Annotated in this window: 17 protein-coding genes; 11 read left to right on the top strand and 6 right to left on the bottom strand. The window is 41.9% G+C overall.

Going from position 1 to position 17,567, the window contains the following annotated elements; genetic code table 11:
- Positions 1 to 37: 37 nt before the first annotated feature.
- The 3 genes from RMX89_RS10900 to nagA form a co-directional block, all read right to left on the bottom strand.
- Entirely contained in the window at positions 38 to 2,923 is a 2,886-nt protein-coding gene (locus tag RMX89_RS10900) for a tetratricopeptide repeat protein (protein WP_322688938.1), read from the bottom strand.
- Positions 2,924 to 3,250: 327 nt separating this feature from the next.
- Positions 3,251 to 3,658: a hypothetical protein gene (locus RMX89_RS10905; protein WP_322685884.1), complete on the bottom strand. Its 408-nt coding sequence runs from the start codon at positions 3,656 to 3,658 to the stop codon at positions 3,251 to 3,253.
- 81 nt (positions 3,659 to 3,739) lie between these two features.
- A complete protein-coding gene (gene nagA / locus RMX89_RS10910) occupies positions 3,740 to 4,903 on the bottom strand; it encodes an N-acetylglucosamine-6-phosphate deacetylase (RefSeq protein ID WP_322688963.1) in 1,164 nt (387 codons plus the stop codon).
- Between the two features lie 91 nt (positions 4,904 to 4,994).
- Between nagA and purE the strand changes: the two genes are divergently transcribed.
- From purE to RMX89_RS10950, 8 genes are all read left to right on the top strand, one after another.
- Positions 4,995 to 5,513, top strand: a complete 519-nt coding sequence (gene purE, locus RMX89_RS10915) for a 5-(carboxyamino)imidazole ribonucleotide mutase (protein WP_322688939.1) — start codon at positions 4,995 to 4,997, stop codon at positions 5,511 to 5,513.
- A gap of 171 nt (positions 5,514 to 5,684) precedes the next feature.
- On the top strand, positions 5,685 to 5,984 hold the full coding sequence (locus RMX89_RS10920; RefSeq protein WP_322670846.1) for a putative quinol monooxygenase: 300 nt from the start codon (positions 5,685 to 5,687) through the stop codon (positions 5,982 to 5,984).
- A 153-nt stretch (positions 5,985 to 6,137) separates the two neighbouring features.
- Entirely contained in the window at positions 6,138 to 6,917 is a 780-nt protein-coding gene (locus tag RMX89_RS10925) for a class II glutamine amidotransferase (protein ID WP_322688940.1), read from the top strand.
- Positions 6,918 to 7,339: 422 nt separating this feature from the next.
- Positions 7,340 to 8,104 carry a sulfite exporter TauE/SafE family protein gene (locus RMX89_RS10930; RefSeq protein ID WP_322688941.1) on the top strand — a complete coding sequence of 255 codons (765 nt, stop codon included), beginning with the start codon at positions 7,340 to 7,342 and terminating at the stop codon, positions 8,102 to 8,104.
- A gap of 323 nt (positions 8,105 to 8,427) precedes the next feature.
- Complete coding sequence (locus tag RMX89_RS10935) at positions 8,428 to 9,597, top strand: sulfate ABC transporter substrate-binding protein (RefSeq protein WP_322688942.1); 1,170 nt, start codon at positions 8,428 to 8,430, stop codon at positions 9,595 to 9,597.
- 248 nt (positions 9,598 to 9,845) lie between these two features.
- A complete protein-coding gene (gene cysT, locus RMX89_RS10940) occupies positions 9,846 to 10,706 on the top strand; it encodes a sulfate ABC transporter permease subunit CysT (RefSeq protein WP_322670850.1) in 861 nt (286 codons plus the stop codon).
- Positions 10,693 to 11,568 carry a sulfate ABC transporter permease subunit CysW gene (cysW, locus tag RMX89_RS10945; RefSeq protein WP_322670851.1) on the top strand — a complete coding sequence of 292 codons (876 nt, stop codon included), beginning with the start codon at positions 10,693 to 10,695 and terminating at the stop codon, positions 11,566 to 11,568. Before cysT ends, cysW begins: the two co-directional genes overlap by 14 nt.
- A gap of 149 nt (positions 11,569 to 11,717) precedes the next feature.
- Positions 11,718 to 11,984: an NIL domain-containing protein gene (locus RMX89_RS10950; protein ID WP_289797696.1), complete on the top strand. Its 267-nt coding sequence runs from the start codon at positions 11,718 to 11,720 to the stop codon at positions 11,982 to 11,984.
- Between the two features lie 130 nt (positions 11,985 to 12,114).
- On the opposite strand, the gene RMX89_RS10955 is transcribed toward RMX89_RS10950, so the two are convergent.
- Entirely contained in the window at positions 12,115 to 13,626 is a 1,512-nt protein-coding gene (locus RMX89_RS10955) for a hypothetical protein (protein ID WP_322688943.1), read from the bottom strand.
- Between the two features lie 692 nt (positions 13,627 to 14,318).
- Between RMX89_RS10955 and RMX89_RS10960 the strand changes: the two genes are divergently transcribed.
- Both RMX89_RS10960 and RMX89_RS10965 read left to right on the top strand, forming a co-directional pair.
- Positions 14,319 to 14,984 carry an NIL domain-containing protein gene (locus RMX89_RS10960; RefSeq protein ID WP_322688944.1) on the top strand — a complete coding sequence of 222 codons (666 nt, stop codon included), beginning with the start codon at positions 14,319 to 14,321 and terminating at the stop codon, positions 14,982 to 14,984.
- Between the two features lie 22 nt (positions 14,985 to 15,006).
- The gene (locus RMX89_RS10965; protein ID WP_322688945.1) at positions 15,007 to 15,339 is read left to right on the top strand and encodes an NIL domain-containing protein; all 333 of its coding nucleotides are present in this window, start codon (positions 15,007 to 15,009) and stop codon (positions 15,337 to 15,339) included.
- A 6-nt stretch (positions 15,340 to 15,345) separates the two neighbouring features.
- On the opposite strand, the gene RMX89_RS10970 is transcribed toward RMX89_RS10965, so the two are convergent.
- Both RMX89_RS10970 and cysE read right to left on the bottom strand, forming a co-directional pair.
- The gene (locus tag RMX89_RS10970; RefSeq protein ID WP_322685891.1) at positions 15,346 to 15,936 is read right to left on the bottom strand and encodes a Crp/Fnr family transcriptional regulator; all 591 of its coding nucleotides are present in this window, start codon (positions 15,934 to 15,936) and stop codon (positions 15,346 to 15,348) included.
- Between the two features lie 201 nt (positions 15,937 to 16,137).
- On the bottom strand, positions 16,138 to 16,863 hold the full coding sequence (gene cysE / locus RMX89_RS10975) for a serine O-acetyltransferase (protein ID WP_409883909.1): 726 nt from the start codon (positions 16,861 to 16,863) through the stop codon (positions 16,138 to 16,140).
- Positions 16,864 to 17,079: 216 nt separating this feature from the next.
- On the opposite strand from cysE, the gene RMX89_RS10980 reads away from it, so the two are divergent.
- Entirely contained in the window at positions 17,080 to 17,562 is a 483-nt protein-coding gene (locus RMX89_RS10980; RefSeq protein ID WP_322685903.1) for an Rrf2 family transcriptional regulator, read from the top strand.
- Positions 17,563 to 17,567 lie beyond the last annotated feature (5 nt).

Here is a 17,567-nt window from a genome sequence, read left to right on the forward strand (position 1 = left end):
CCCACTATTTCCCTTTTCATAAGATAGTAAATTAATATTATTGCCGAAACCAACTGCATACCCAACGCCACAACCGACGCAACCACACCCAAAACCCACGGCGAGAAAGTACAGGCGTTTTTGGTTGCGAAAGACGCTCAATTGCATTGTTGCAATCTTGCACTTTAGCATCAAGTCCCATCGCCTGACAAAGTTCACGGGCATTGCGATAAGCACCCAGCGCATCTGATTCTCGATTAACGTTTTTTAATGACAGACCTAAGTTAAACCATGCGATCGCTTCGCCATTGCGATCGCCTATCTCCCTTTTGATTTCCAAAGACTGCTGGTGGAACTCAATCGCCCCTTGGTAATGTCCCAGCAAGTAGTAAGCATTGCCCAAACCGATTAAAGAAGCACTTTCGTCGTTGCGATCGCCTATTTCCCTAGATATTTCCAAAGACTGCTGGAAGAACTCAATCGCCCCTTGGTACTGTCCCAGCAAGTAGTAAGCATTGCCCAAACCGATTAAGGAAGCACTTTCGCCGTTGCGATCGCCTATTTCCCTAGATATTTCCAAAGACTGCTGGAAGAACTCAATCGCCCCTTGGTACTGTCCCAGCAAGTAGTAAGCATTGCCCAAACCGATTAAGGAAGCACTTTCGCCGTTGCGATCGCCTATTTCCCTAGATATTTCCAAAGACTGCTGGAAGAACTCAATCGCCCGTTGGTACTGTCCCAGGGAGTTGTAAGCACTGCCCAAATTGTTTAAGGAATTACGTTCGCCATAGCGATCGCCTATCTCCCTAGATATTTCTAAAGACTGCTGGAAGAACTCAATCGCTTGTTGGTGCTGTCCCAGGGAGTTGTAAGCACTGCCCAAATTATTTAAGGAATGACCTTCGCCATTGCGATCGCCTATGTCCCTTTTGATTTCCAAAGACTGCTGGAAGAACTCAATCGCCCGTTGGTATTGTCCCAAGGAGTTGTAAGCATTGCCCAAATTGTTTAAGGAATTACCTTCGCCATTGCGATTGCCTATCTCCCTAGCTATTTCCAAAGACTGCTGGTGGAACTCAATCGCCCCTTGGTACTGTCCCAGGGAGTCATAAGCATTGCCCAAATTGTTTAAGGAAGTACCTTCGCCATTGCGATCGCCTATCTCTCTAGCTATTTCCAAAGACTGCTGGTGGAACTCAATCGCCCCTTGGTACTGTCCCAGGGAGTTGTAAGCATTGCCCAAATTGATTAAGGAATTACCTTCGCCATTGCGATCGCCTATTTCCCTTTTGATTTCCAAAGACTGCTGGGAGAACTCAATCGCCCGTTGGTACTGTCCCAGGGAGTTGTAAGCATTGCCCAAACCGATTAAGGAAGAACCTTCGCCATTGCGATCGCCTATCTCCCTAGATATTTCCAAAGACTGCTGGAATAACTCAATCGCCCCTTGGTACTGTCCCAGTAAGTAGTAAGCAGTGCCTAAATTATTGAGAGTAGCCCGATAATTCCAGTTTTCTCGTTCATCAATTTTGTCCCAAGCTGCTATCAACTGTCCCCATAAGTCAACTTGCTCGGTGTAATAGCCCCGCAAGGTTAAAAAATTATCGCAAAAGTTTAATACATCGAATGCCGTGTCATAATTTTCCAGTTGATACCAATGATGAAAAACTTCTAAATATTCTTTGATATCTTCTTTAGTCCGCCAAGGTTGTTGTTTAACATTCAAAAGATAGTAATTGATAGCTCGTTGATGCACTTCAGTCTGTTTTCCAGCCTTATACCGCGCATATTCTAAAATAACAGGCTGAAACTCATACCGCCGCTTACCATTGAGTTTTTCTAACAACAAAGAACGTTTAATAAGGTTCCTCAGTTCTCCCTCAATCTCTGGTGCTGAACTTCCCGGCAACATAGCCACTGCTGCGGCACTCTCAACCGCACCACGATAAACACTAATATTCAGCAATAACGCCTTTTGTAACTCATTCAACCGATTAAAACTGGCATCCAACACCAACACCATCCCCACATTTTCCCGGCGATGGATACCTACCACTTGGGAATCTGTCAACAACTGCCGCAAATTCCCTAAGCCTAAATCTGCTAATCGTCTTAAATCCGGGTCTTGGCGATATTCTTCTATTAATAAATCTGCTACTAATCTCAACAGCAAAGGATGCCCATCTACCAATTTGACAAAATCCCCTAAATCCCCGCGAATGCCTAACTCTGTTAACAGTGCTACCCCTTCTGCGAGTTGTAAACCTTTCAGGGGTAGCCATGTAAATTTTGGTAATTCTGGTCTTTCCCTAGTGGTAACTATTACCTTACTATTACCGCCATATTCCACCCAAGCATTGAAAAAGTCGCCGTAGAATTGACTTCCCCACTGTCTATCTGGCTGTAATAAACTCTCCAGGTTGTCAACGATCAGTAAATATTGCCCAGATTGCAGACACTTAACTAGCGCTTGCATTAACTGCGCTTCTTGTTCTGGAACCGGAAAGCCAAATTCACTGAGGACTTGGCGAGCTAAATCGCTAAAACCTGCGCCATAATTAACATCAGCCCAAAATCGCTTAGGGAAACCTTCAATTTTGTCATAAATTTTAGCAGCTAGCATCGATTTACCCGTGCCACCGATGCCTTCTATACCAATTAAAAAGGTATTTTTATCAATTAACCATTGCTGTATTTGGGCGATTTCTGCTGTTCTTCCTTGCCAGTAAGCCAAACTTTTACCGGGATTCCCTGCTTTGAGAACCCCCGGCGATTCTGGTGGAGAGATTTGTTGCAATCGCTCTAGTACTGGTTCTATTCGGTCAACAATAATCTTGACTTCTACTGCATTTATCTGTCCTACTTGAGTTACCTTACTGTCACCGTAGGCAGTGAGATTCATTTCAATATTGTTCGAGTTACTGGAGCTGGGTTCCTCTGCCATTGCTTACAGTAGGTAAAAATTTTGCTTGATATTGTGGCTGTGAACTCGGCCGTTCCTGTTCAGAACTCGGCCGTTCCTGTTCAGAACTCGGCCGTTCCTGTTTAGAACTCGGCTGTTCCTGTTCAGAACTCGGCCGTTCCTGTTCAGAACTCGGCCGTTTCTGTTCAGAACTCGGCCGTTTCTGTTCAGAACTCGGCCGTTCCTGCTCAGAACTCGGCCGTTCCTGTTCAGAACTCGGCCGTTCCTGCTCAGAACCCGGCCGTTTCTGTTTAGAACTCGAAACATCAAAATTTTTAGTGTAGGCAGTACTCTATCCACCCTATTCAATTAAAAACTTACTTGGTTTGCGTCAATCTTTCCAACTTGCTTCACCGTACTTTGGTCGTAAGCATTAGCACTGACCTGAATATTGTCTCCGGGTTGGTCAGTCGATGCTTGTAAAATTTTAGCTATTTCCTCTGCAAGCGCTGTATCCGCTTCTAAAATCTTCTTAAGTTGCACTCGCAAACTTGCTTGTAAATCTTCATCTTCTGGCTTTTGTGCCACATCCGTTGCTGCTTCCTTCGCTGCTTCCTTAGCCTCTACTTTGGGATGTAACTTAGCCCAAATAGCTTTGGCTTTATTCCAAACATCCTCACCTACTTTTTGAGATGCCCCTTCTACAGCTTTATTGCCCACATTTAACAGAAATGGCAGACAAGGAGCGAGAAATTTAACAAGTAGAGCTATATCCATTGGTTTATGATGTCTATCTCACAAATGTACATTTTTACTAAGTATATTAACGTATCTTTCTCTGTCACCTTGAAGCGAAATTTAGCCCAGTAATTGCTGCCAAGTTAATTCTTTTCTCGCTTCATCCCAATGCCAGCATAATAAATTAGCGGGTTGACTCTTGGCAATTCCAGATAAACCAATCGCTCGTCTAGGTGCATCCGTAGCTAGTAAAATGGCAGTCTCCACATCACAAATTCCCCACTTCACCAAATTCTGCACTCCCACTAATAAAGGTAAAGTCGTCCCCGATAAAGTGCCATCGGCTAGTCGTGCCGTACCGTTTTTGACTTCAATTTCCCGACTGTCCCAAGGATACACGCCATCGGGTAGCCCCAGAGGTGAAAGGGCATCACTGACGAGGAACAGCCCTTTTTCTTCATAGCTAGCGCGAAGTAATATTTGCAGCATCGTGGGCGAGACGTGTTCGCCATCAGCAATAAAACCACACATCACATCAGAATGGGTAATTGCTGTCCCTAATAATCCTGGTTCGCGGTGATGCAATGGTGGCATGGCATTGAAAGCATGAGTTACCATCGTTGCACCGAGTTCAAAAGCGAGTTGTGCTTGGGCTGATGTCGCCTGAGAATGTCCTAAACTAACGGTAATTCCCAAAGAACGCAAATATGGAATTACTTCACCAGTGGGATCTAATTCCGGCGCTAAGGTGATGACTTTTACGACGTGGGCATAATCTCCCAAAACCCGCTTTACCTCGTCAATTGTTAAGGGTAATAAGTACTCTGCTGGGTGTGCGCCGCGCTTTTGGTAATTCAAAAATGGGCCTTCTAAATGAACTCCAAGTATCTTGGCACCAGCTTGTTTACAGGGGATAATATCAGCAATCACAGCAAGCGATCGCTGAATCTTTTCTACTGAAGTTGTCACAAGTGTCGGTAAAAATCCATCTACCCCGACATCCCACAAAAATTGCGTTATTTTCTGGAGTACATGAGCATTTTCAGCCGTTAAATCAGGAAATGCCAAACCCAACGCACCGTTAATTTGTAAATCAACGCCACCCAATGAAATCCAGTCACCTGCAACATCGATCGCAGATGCACAGATGTCTTTCCCGACTGTATCCATTGGCAAGATTTGCTCAATTATGCCCTCTTGATCGACCAAGAGCATCTGCAAATCTTTGTAACCAGTCACTCTAGCATTGATAATATCTACAGGATTTTGTGTTGCTTGGGTCATCACACTGAGGAGAAGATAGCTAAATCTCTCCGATTTTAGATGAAACAACCGACGATTAATCCAAAATCCAAAATCCAAAATCCAAAATTCTATGGCTCCCCTAGTTGGTATTATCATGGGCAGCGATTCCGATTTGCCCACTATGAAAGATGCGATCGCAGTTTGTGAAGAATTTGGTGTTGAGAGCGAAGTTGCGATCGTTTCGGCTCACCGCACCCCAGAACGCATGGTGCAATATGCTCAACTTGCACACCAACGCGGTATTAAGGTAATTATTGCAGGTGCCGGTGGTGCTGCCCATCTACCAGGAATGGTAGCGTCTTTAACTCCCCTTCCTGTGATCGGTGTTCCTGTACCCACTCGGAACTTACAAGGTGTAGATTCTTTGTATTCTATTTTACAGATGCCTGGTGGTATTCCTGTGGCAACAGTAGCGATCGGTAATGCCAAAAATGCCGGTCTTTTAGCAATACAAATCCTCGCAACTCATCAACCAGAATTGTTAGAAAAAGTGCAACAATATCGCCAAACCTTATGTGACTCAGTAATTGCAAAGCAAGCAAAACTAGAACAATTAGGCTATGAGCAATATTTACAGCAGATGTTTTAATAAATATTAATACCAGAGCAGCAGGGAAGATGAGGGAGACAAGGGGACAAGGGGGACAAGGGGGACAAGAGGACAAGAGGGAATTATTGAACAAATCTCTCCCTTGTCTTCCCCCTCTTCCTTGTCTACCTTGTCTCTTCTCAATGCCCAATGCCCAATGACAAATGACAAATGACAAACCAAACTATTCAGATTGTTGCCCGTATTATTGCTTTGCCTAACAAAGTAGAAGAACTAAAAGCTGTACTGTTGGAACTTATTGAGCCAACCCGTCAGGAGGCAGGTGCGATTAAGTATGAACTTTTGCAAAACCAATACGATCCAACAGACTTTACTTTTGTAGAAGAGTGGGCTTCTCATGAAGCCTTGAATACTCATCTAGATTCACCCCATTTCCAAGCGGCAGCAGCTAAACTCGAAGGTTTAGTGACTGCTGCACCAGATATCCGCCGCTACAATCTTTTGGCATAGTGTCATCATGCTAACTAGAAGCAGACTCTTTATTTTTGGAGATCGTTTGGAACATCTCAGCCTTAAATTCTAAGATTGAAGCGATCGCTCCAGAATCAATGCAGCATTCTGAAGTATCTTGATCCTGAGACCTTAGTCAAAAATTGAGAGCTAATGTGCCAATTGCTCGGAATGAATTGCAATGTTCCAACGGATATTTGCTTTTCTTTTGAAGGGTTTTCTGCACGGGGAGGAAAAACGGATGACCATCGCGATGGTTGGGGCATTGCTTTCTTTGAAGGAAAGGGATGTCGAATGTTTTTAGATGCTCAACCTTCTGTTGCTTCTCCGGTAGCGGAGTTTGTGCGGAGTTATCCCATCCACTCAACCCACGTCATAGCCCATATCCGCAAAGCTACTCAGGGTGAAATTGCCCTGCACAATTGCCATCCTTTCCGCAGAGAATTGTGGGGTCAGTATTGGGTGTTTGCCCACAACGGTAATTTGCCAGATTTCGATCCAGAAAATTTGGGCTTTTATCAAGCCGTAGGTGATACCGATAGTGAAAAAGCATTCTGTACGATCCTAGAAACATTGCGATCGCGCTTTCCTAAAGGTAAGCCCGATATCAAGGAATTGTATTTTGTGCTGCAAGAAATTACTGCTGTAATTGCGAAAGTAGGTATATTTAATTACTTATTATCAGATGGAGAACACTTTTTTGCTTATTGCTCAACTAATCTCAGCTACATTATTCGCCAAGCGCCCTTTGCTGCTGCTCATTTAATTGACCAAGACATGACCGTAGATTTTCGGGAAGTGACTACTGAACGCGATCGCGTCGCTGTCATTGCTACCACACCCCTGACTGACAATGAAGTTTGGACACAAATTCAACCAGGGGAATTACTAGTTTTTCAGGACGGGCTACCCCTGAAAGATGGATTCAGTTAATCATAAATATTTGTTCAATTTTTCCCATTTAGATAATTTCTAAATGGGTTTTGTTTTTGATGCTATTTATATTGCAATATATCCGGTTCATCAAGCAATCAAATCCTAATGTAGAGACGCGATTTATCGCGCATTGAAAGACCAATCATCTATACCAATAACCCTCGATCGCACAGTATTGGATGTGGCTCACTGTTGTAATTTATCAATTTATATAAAGTCCCCCAACTTAGTTGTTAACAATATATAAAATTTACCATTTATATTGGTATAAAATTATAAGTTTACACGGAATTATATTTATATTAATATAATTTCAAAAAGCTGTATTTCTTTCATACTAAAGGCTTTAGATATCTTTTATCTACTGCAAGCATTCTGTAAAAAAATGTATTTATAACAACATAAAGATCGAATCTCTAATGAATGCTACTCAATTACTTTTACTCATCGCAGTTTTCTTTCTCACAAGTGTTATAAGTGTCATTACAGGAAGCACTTCTTTAATTACCGTCCCTGTAATGTTTCAATTGAGCATTGAACCGCGTATTGCTCTTGCCACTAATATGCTGGCATTAACCTTTATGAGTGTTGGTGGTACATTGCCTTTTATTGGTAAAAAAGTAATTGACCGCAGTCGCTTGCCAATAATGATTTTATTAACACTTTTAGGCTCAATTATTGGTGCATTACTTGTTTTAGTTGTACCTTCAAAATCGATGCCTCTGATTATCTCGATTTTGATGATTGTAGTTACCGTCTTTTCAATCACCAATCGGAATGCTGGAATCGTTTCAAAAATAGGGAAACCCTCACCAATAGCAGAAATTGGTGGATATGTGGCAACTTTTGTACTTGGTGTTTATGGTGGTTTTTTTAGTGGTGGCTATGTCACTATGCTCACAGCAGCTTATGTCAGTCTATTTCGGATGACATTTGTGCAGGCGATCGCAAACACAAAATTTATCAATATTTTTTCTTCACTGATTGCCACTATTATTTTCTTTACACAGGGAATAGTTGATTACCAACTAGGTATTATTCTGAGTATTACTATGTTCATTGGTGGAGTTGTTGGATCGCGGGTTGCTCTCAGACTTAGTAACCTCTGGTTGCGCCGTATATTTCTCACTACAGTAATTTCTCTTGCCCTCAAGACGTTATTTGATTTTGTTGCACTGCGTTGAGCGAAGCCGATATCTACGATGGTCACTGAGCTTGTCGAAGTGCGGACTACGCCTACGCTAGATTAGCTATTCTCTAGCAAGTTGCTTGATGCACCAGATAGTTGATTGCGATGCCTACAACGGGCCACGCCTATGCAATTTGATAGTTGAAAGTAAAAGCATTTTTAATTTTTTACAGAACTGGTAAAATCACCATGTTCTTGATAAAGAATATGAGGTTTTTTGGTGTTTGCAACTAGATACATGGAATCATCCAGTATGATAAACACTATATAACTGTATTCCCATCAGTTATTTGTAGATTATTTAGTGGAGGAAATAGAATGAGTTTGTGGCAACGCCTACTGAAAAGGTTACAAGCGATGCCGAAGGCGGGCTACGCCTACGCGTTCAATAGAACGTATCGGTTCAGACTAAATTCGCTCAAAAGCTTTGTATCACTCTTTTTAGTAGGTACTGTATTGAGTGTAGCCCTTGCTGCCTGCTCTGGTGGAGAAACTGGGAGTACTTCTTCCTCTGAAACCCCTGCTGCTAATGCTACTCCTGTGGCTGCAAGCAAAGATAATGTTGAACTAACTTTAGTTTCCTTTGCTGTCACCAAAGCCGCTCACGAAGCAATTATTCCTAAGTTTGTAGAACAGTGGAAAAAAGATCATAATCAAACTGTCGTCTTCAAGCAAAGCTATGGTGGTTCTGGTTCCCAAACTCGCGCTGTTATTGATGGTTTGGAAGCAGATGTTGTTCACTTAGCATTAGCTGGAGACACCACAAAGATTGAGAAGGCTGGATTGATTCAGCCGGGATGGGAGAAAGAAGTTCCCAACAATGGTATTGTCTCCAAATCTGTTGCAGCAATAGTCACTCGTTCCGGCAATCCTAAAGGCATCAAGAACTGGCAAGATTTAGCCAAAGACGGTGTGAAATTGATTACTGCTAACCCCAAAACTTCCGGCGGTGCTAAGTGGAATTTCTTAGCACTATGGGATTCTGTAATTAAAACAGGTGGCGATGAGGCGAAAGCTACTGAATTTGTGACTAAAGTTTACAAGAATGTCCCAATCTTGCCTAAAGATGCACGGGAAGCTACTGATACATTCGCCAAGCAAGGGCAGGGTGATGTCTTAATCAACTACGAAAACGAAGTTCTTTTGGCACAACAAAAGGGCGAAAAGGTTGATTATGTTGTTCCCGATGTGAATATATCCATTGACAATCCGATCGCTGTGGTAGATAAAAACGTCGATAAGCACGGAACCCGCGAAGTTGCTGAAGGTTTTGTGAAATACCTCTATAGCCCAGAAGCACAGCAAGAGTTTGTCAAATTAGGATTCCGTCCTGTGGATGAGGCTTTAGCTCAAACCAAGGAAGTCACTGACAAATTTCCTAAGCTGAAAACTCTGGGTACAGTTGCAGACTTGGGCGGTTGGGAAGCAATCGATCAGAAGTTCTTCGCAGATGGGGGCGTGTTTGACAAGATTCAAGGCAAAAAATAATTCGTAATTCGTAATACTCGCTGCGAGAAGCAAGCTACGTAATTCGTAATTCTGACTCCACAACTTTCTTTTCTCCAGAATTAAAAATAGTTGGTCTGTGGTTGAATTACGTTAGCGTAGCGGTAGCGAGTCCGCGTACTCTGTAAGAGTTGCAAGCTACGCTTTTAGCGTCTCGTAGAGAGCGTCATTAGCAATTACGAACACTGGCAAAAAGCTCCTTGTGAATTTTAAATTTTGAATTTTTCACTATGACATCTGTATCTCCTTCTGTGGAAGTTGAACGCAAAACGCCATTCTGGAAGGGATTGGGACGAGTTCCTTGGACTTGGCGAATCACCATTGCATACCTGACGGTGATGTTGTTTGTCCCCATAGCTGCCATGTTTCTGAAAGCAGCTACAGAACCTCCATCTAGGTTTTGGGCGATCGCAACCAGTGATATCGCACTAGCAACATACAACGTAACTTTTGTGACGGCAATATTTGCTGCCTTACTCAATGGCGTATTTGGAACTCTGATTGCTTGGGTTCTGGTTCGCTACGACTTTCCCTTCAAGCGCTTGATTGATGCCACAGTGGATTTACCCTTTGCACTACCAACTGCCGTAGCAGGGCTAACCTTGGCAACAGTTTACAGTGATAACGGCTGGCTAGGTTCGCTACTAGCACCACTGGGAATAAAGGTATCTTTTACCCGCACAGGAGTAGCGGTAGCAATGATATTTATCTCACTACCTTTTATCGTGAGAACTGTGCAACCCGTGCTTCAGGAAATGGAACATGAAATTGAAGAAGCCGCCTGGTGTCTGGGTGCTTCTCAATGGCAGACCTTCTGGAAAGTGATTTTGCCACCTTTATTTCCCACGATTTTGACTGGTGTTGCCTTGGGTTTCTCCCGTGCAGTTGGGGAATATGGGTCAACTGTGATTATCTCTTCCAATACGCCCTATCAAGATTTGATCGCACCTGTACTGATTTTCCAACGGCTAGAACAGTATGACTATTCTGGTGCAACAGTAATTGGCATAGTTTTACTATCAATTTCGTTGGTACTGTTATTGGCAATTAATTTCTTACAAGCATGGGCAAGGCGATATGACAGTAGATAAGCCAAGTTTTCACTCATCTGCATCTGAGACACATACGGCCAAGCCAAAAGAGCAGAAGAGTTGGGTGCCAATAGTTTTAATTGGGATAGCGATCGCTTATTTAGCCCTAGTTCAATATATCCCGGCAATTAACGTTTTTGTTCAAGCCTTTAGTAAGGGTGTTGGGCCGTTTCTATCCAACCTGACGCGACCAGCTTTTATCCATGCAGCTTGGCTGACACTGTTATTAGCTGTGATTTCTCTACCTTTAAATACGGTATTTGGTTTATGTGCAGCTTGGGCGATCGCTCGTCATAAATTTCCTGGACGCGCCGTAGTTTTGAGCATTATCGATCTGCCCTTTTCGATTTCGCCCGTAGTTGCAGGGTTAATGATTGTCCTACTTTATGGACGGAATGGGTGGTTTGGCCCTTGGCTCCAGGCCCATGATATCAAGATTATCTTTGCCTTTCCAGGTATGGTACTGGCTACAGCCTTTGTGAGTATGCCCTTTGTGGCGCGGGAAGTGATTCCGGTTTTAGAAGAGTTTGGTAAGGATCAAGAAGAAGCTGCTAGAACTCTAGGTGCGAAAGATTGGCAAATATTTTTGCGCGTCACTCTACCTAGTATCCGTTGGGGCTTACTCTATGGTTTAATTTTGACCAATGCCAGAGCAATGGGTGAATTCGGAGCGGTTTCAGTAGTATCTGGCAACATTGCTGATCAAACCCAGAGCCTACCACTGTTTGTAGAAGACGCTTATAAACAATACGAAACTGAAGCGGCTTTCTCTGCGGCTGTACTGTTAGCGTTGTTAGCAGTAGTAACCTTGGTGCTGAAGGAGATTCTAGAACGAAAAACCCGCATTAAAGACGTTGAATAGAAAAATCAAGCAATTATAGTTATCTTTTGAATAGGATACAAGCAAATCATGGGACATGGTACGAGCTACCTAGTACCTATCAGGTAATTACCGTTAGGGTTAAGAGTAGTTCTGTACCAATCCCGATTAGGGATTGAAATAACTCAGATATGGCTACTGACAATACACTTACCAATAAGCGGATTCGACTTAGAATTCCTAAAGATTATCACCAGGAACCTGTTATTTCTCGCCTGGTGTCTGACTACGGACTGATTGTGAATATCACAGCAGCGATTTTGGGAGCCAATGCTGTCGGAGATGGTTGGTTTGACCTTGAACTACAAGGAACAGATGCACAAATTCAAAGCGGGTTAACTTATCTCCGCGATTTGGAATTGGAAGTCTGGGATGATACTAAAGCAAGCGATTGGTAAGGATTATAGCAACATAAACAGTTTATTTATCTGATTTTAAGAGAATTGCAACCCGCAGATCCCCGACTTCGTAAAAGTTGTCGGGGATCTTGTTTCTCATGAATGATTCAGAATTGGTGTAGTGGTTTGTCTACAAAAGGGTATACCAAATACCGTTATCATTCTGACGTAAAATACGGTATTTTCCCTGAAGAAATTCTAGCATTCTGGGAAAATTTTTGTTGATAGTAGGTTGCTGAATATAATCAATAAAGATATAAGGAGGCTTAGATGAATCTAACTCTTCTAGAAGTTTTGTCCATTGCTCAGGCAGGAAATATTCAAGTGCCCAACCACGTAGTGATGTTGCCTGAGTACGATTGGAGAAGTAGTAAATAGATGGATCGCCAGCTACATAAATCTTACCAGGAAGACTTCCTGGTTGGGAGATAAATTCAGCCTCTGAACGAAGAGATGGATATTTTTCTCTAAAAACAGTCTGATATTTGAATCGTGTATCTTCAGTTAAAGCAAAGTTATTATTAGCCAGAACAATGCTCTTTTTTATCAGAGTGTGCGATAAAGGGAAGAAAAACAAAAATATCAGCAGGATTGCCGTAAATGGGGAACTCAATTTTATTAAAGACTCCCATAAAACATCTAATCCTTTAGTTGCTAAAACACCTAAAGGTACAAACAATAGTAAATAATGGTATTCCCAAAATGCCCCACGTTGTAGAACAATCACACCCCAAGCAAAAATACACCAAATCACAAGTAGCAAAGTCAATATATTCTTAGACTTACGCAATGATACATCTACTGCAACAATCGCGGCTAAAAGTAGAGGGTAAAAATTATTTAATAACCATTTTATTCCTACAAAAAGCCCAGTTGGGTTAAATTGGGAATTAGCAACAATCCGAGGTGGATATAAAAAAAATGTCTGATACAAAATTGGTAAACTATTAAACCAAGCAAAATAGCTAACAATACATAAAATAGGACATATAATCCCCATAAAAATGGGAATAAAGATTTCTACAAATACTTTTGAAATTGGCTGCCGTTTGATCATCAAAGAATATATCAAAATAGTTAACCAAAAGGAAAGTAATATTAGTAAAAGTATTAATTTAAATGTGATAACGATTCCACCAATAAAGCCTGATAGTAAAAGTATAAAAAATGCTTTTCTACCTTCATATTTAAAAGATTGAGAAGTTAACCAAACACAAGTAAATAAAGGCAAACTAACCAATGCTTCCACTTGAGTCAGATGCCAAGGCTGTGAAACAGTATAGTAAACGCCAACCGTTAACAAAGGTACTAAACTTGCGATTATCGGATGCTGAAAATAGCTTTTGAGACTTAGCAACAATACTATAGACAGAAACACCATATAAATAAGTTCAAAGAGATGGATACCAATCTCATTAAAACCAAATAAAGTTCCTGCTAAAAAGTAAAAGCAAAAAATCCCTGGTTGCTTCACATCCCAAAAATCACGATAGAGTAATTTTCCTTGTTGCATCTCCAAAGCACCAAGCCGAAAAAATGCTTGATCTCCGTCAAATGGAAAAGGTAAATGTATAAGACCAATAATCACAATCCCAATCAAAACGAGAAAGTCAATTTTATTTAATTTAGTAATATTAATCATCAAACTTTATAATCAAAAATTAACCGACTATCTTATGCTGATTAATATCCTAACAGGGTAAAGAACAAGGTAATTTTAGGATATGAACTTAAAGTTTAAAGTTTTCGCGATCGCGTCAGCACTGACCAGTCAGTTTATTAATAATTAACTCAAGTACAAACTAAGTCCTACATAGTTGCGTGTGGCTCGCTCATGTCGTTCAAGAGGTTTGCTTTCGTCCTTATCGATGGCTTTAATTTAACTAAGTACTCAGAGATTTGGTAAGCGTTCAGTTTTGATTCCAAGATAATGACGATATCAGTGAAGAGACAGATGAAATAAATTCCCAATTCGTTTATTGTCAAGTACTCTACATACATTACTCCTAACTTACGTTAATTTGCTGATTGCTTTTTTACGGTTTTTGTGATACCTTCCTGTAGATAACAACTAAATACATTAAACCTGTAGATTTACCGTAGTTTAATAAAAATCCAGAAATATGAAAATTTCTATCAGGCTGATATTCAACCACACACAGTTGAATTGTAGGGGCACGGCATTAACAAGATTCTCTGCCGAACCCAAAAATTGCGTAGCACTTCGGCATGGTTCGACTCCCTTCCCTGCGGAACACTACGCGAACGACTGCGCTCAGGAGCCGCTCACCAGCCGTGTTACCACCGTAGGCATGGCGATGGGAAATTAATCTGATGTCTCAGAGTAAATCTGTAGAACCTGCTTCAGTCCACAGTCGAATTCTCGTGCCTCAACGGTATAACAGGCAACCTGTAATTTCTCGACTGGTGTCTCGTTATGATTTAACCGTCAATATTAAAGCTGCATCCCTGGCATCCGACAGTGACAGCGATGGCTGGTTTGATTTGGAACTTTCAGGAAATCCTCAAAAACTGACAAATAGCTTATCTTACTTGCAAGGATTAGGAGTGAATTTGCTGCAACTAGCGATCGCTAACCAAATTCAACCCAACCAGCACACTCTACCTTTCCCAAATCCAGGTAGCAAATTGAGTCCCAAAGACTCTGCATGGTTGACAAATAAATGGCAAGAACAATTCCAGCAATGGATTTCTCAGGGTCAAACCAATCGATTACGCTTGCAACTGTGTATCTTAAAATCTTATTACCAAGAACCAGTGATTTCCGAGTTAGTTTCTGGTTATGGACTAACAGTCAATATCACCAGCGCGTTACTTCAACCCGATACGCAAGATGACGGCTGGTTTGACTTGGATTTGTGGGGAAGAACAAAGCAACTCTACTCTAGCTTGAGTTATTTAGAAAAACTGGGACTACCGATTTGGCTAGATTTGTCTAGCGTTTATAGCGATGTCTACGACGGGCTACGCCTACGCTAATTAATAAAATCATCACTATTCAATGTCAGCACTAAATAACCAAAAAACCAATTCCCAAAATAGATTATCACTGGTTTCTTCAGTTTCTGAAAAAAGCCAAGTCACTCAGATTCGTCTGCGGATACATATTCCCAAATGCTATCTGCAAGCGCCCGTGATTTCGCAGTTAATTTCTACTTACGGCTTGGTAGTTAATATTACCAAAGCTGTGCTACAACCAAATACAGAAGGATGCTTTGACATTGAACTACGGGGAACAGTGCCACAAATTTCTAGCGGTTTAGCTTACCTAGAATCCTTGAATCTTAGAATTGTGGGCAAGCCGAATGCTGACGGCGATAGCTGGTCTTACTGAAATAATTTAAATTTCATAGTACCAAATTTCTTCTTCTCGCAACACAATTCGATGTAGGGAGAGGCGATCGATCAAGCCTTCTTGCTCAAACTGCCCAAGAACACGAGTGATTGTAACACGAGTTGAACCGAGCATTTCCGCCAGGTCTTCATGAGTCAGACGCATATCTATTAAACGCCCCTTCTCAACTTCCGAACCAAACTTTTTGGATAACCATGCCAATAGCTTGATAAGCATAGTATCCACTTTTTTATGGCTACGAATGATCATCAATTCTTGAGCCTGTTGGATATGGGCAAGTAGAGTTTCTGTTAGTTCAGTCCACTCTTCTAGAGGTAAAACTGTTGCCTCCACTTTAGTTAGGCATTCCATCTGATAAGGTTCTAATTTTGACAACCTTTTACCAACGACATCCCCAGGGCCCCACAATCCCAGAGCAACAGTTGTACCATCTTCCAGATAGCTAAAAGTTCTTACAAAACCCGTTTCAATCTTCCAAAGGTCGTTATGATGCTCTGGCAGAAATGACCTACGGGCAAAAAGTTGCTTAGTATTGTTACTGCTTGAACTAGATACGCTTGTGTACAAAGACACCATATATATAAAACTATTCTCCGATAAATTAACCGTAGTATTATATTTATATCAGGTTATAAGAACCTATGGATATTTTAAAGAGGGGAGGAGGGGAGCAGGGGGCAGGAGGCAGGGGGCAGGGGGAGCAGGGGAAGAATAACTCATGCCCAATGCCCAATGCCCAATGCCCAATGCCCAATGCCCAATGCCCCATTCCCAAAATTAAATTCCCGCACCATCAAGAAAATCTTCAATCATCCCATCAGAGTTTTTGCTCTTAGGGTTGTCAGTTAATTCGTCGCCAAGCTCAGTTGGGGACAAACTTGATTGTTCCAACTGCTCAAACTGTTTCTCTAGAGACTTGACGCGTTCAAATAAAGCACGGATGACTTCAGCTTCTACGTCGCGTACTTTATCATGATCCAGAACATTGCTATTTAAGTTGTTCTGACGAGTTACACGCCCTGGAATCCCAACTACTGTAGTGTTACTGGGAACATCTCGTAGCACCACAGAACCGGCTCCGATACGGACGCGATCGCCAATTTGAATATTTCCCAATACTTTTGCACCTGCTCCCACAACCACATGAGAACCTAAAGTTGGATGGCGTTTGCCGCTTTCTTTCCCAGTCCCGCCAAGGGTGACACCTTGATAAATCAGAGCATAGTCACCTACGATCGCAGTCTCGCCAATCACAACTCCCATACCGTGGTCAATAAACACTCCCTGACCAATTAATGCCCCAGGATGGATTTCAATTCCGGTTAAAAACCTACTAAGATGAGAGATGAATCTTGGTATAAAGGGAATTCCAATTTTATACAGCCAGTGCGCCAATCGATGAAACACTAGAGCTTGCAGTCCAGGGTAACAAAACAATACTTCTAGCCAGTTACGGGCTGCTGGATCGCGCTCAAAAATGGTTCGCAAATCAGTTATTAGCATACTCTGTTGAGATTTTTGTTGGTAGGTGAGGCTCTGAAAACAGAAACTCAGGATGATTCCCAAAAAAAAGATCGAGTCCTTATATTGGGAATTGTGTAATATCTAAATCTACGGTAAGTCGATAGAGTATAGTGTTTTTGTGGGTAATAAGTGGGATGTTATCACATTCCACAGTTGAAAAAAATTAATTTCGCATAAACTGCGATAAGTCCCCCAATTCACCGTAGTATATTGAGTACAGTGTTGAATAGCCAAAACTACGCTCTCTTGGATCTGTCTTCCAAAGTGGAATACGCGCTGCTGGCACTATTAGAACTGGCAAGCCATCACGGAAAAAAACTTCCTTTAACCATGAGCGAGATTACTGCCAAACAACCCATACCTGAGCGCTATCTGGAACAAATTTTGACCAACCTCCGGCGTGCTGGTGTGGTGCAGAGCCAACGCGGCTCTAAAGGAGGTTTCGTTTTAGTTCGGGAACCTTGGCAGATTACAATACTTGAAATTGTCACTTTGGTTGAAGGTGAGCGGAAAGAGAAAGATACCTCTAACTCTCCGACTCTGGAAAAGACTCTAGTTTATGAAGTTTGGGAGCAAGCTAACGCTGCCTCAATAGAAGTTTTGGGTCGTTATACACTCCAAGACTTGTGCGAGGAAAGAGAAACTCGCGCCCAGCAGAGTCCAATGTATTATATTTAGACACG

This window comes from Nostoc sp. DedSLP04, from assembly GCF_034530775.1.
Classification (GTDB): domain Bacteria; phylum Cyanobacteriota; class Cyanobacteriia; order Cyanobacteriales; family Nostocaceae; genus Nostoc.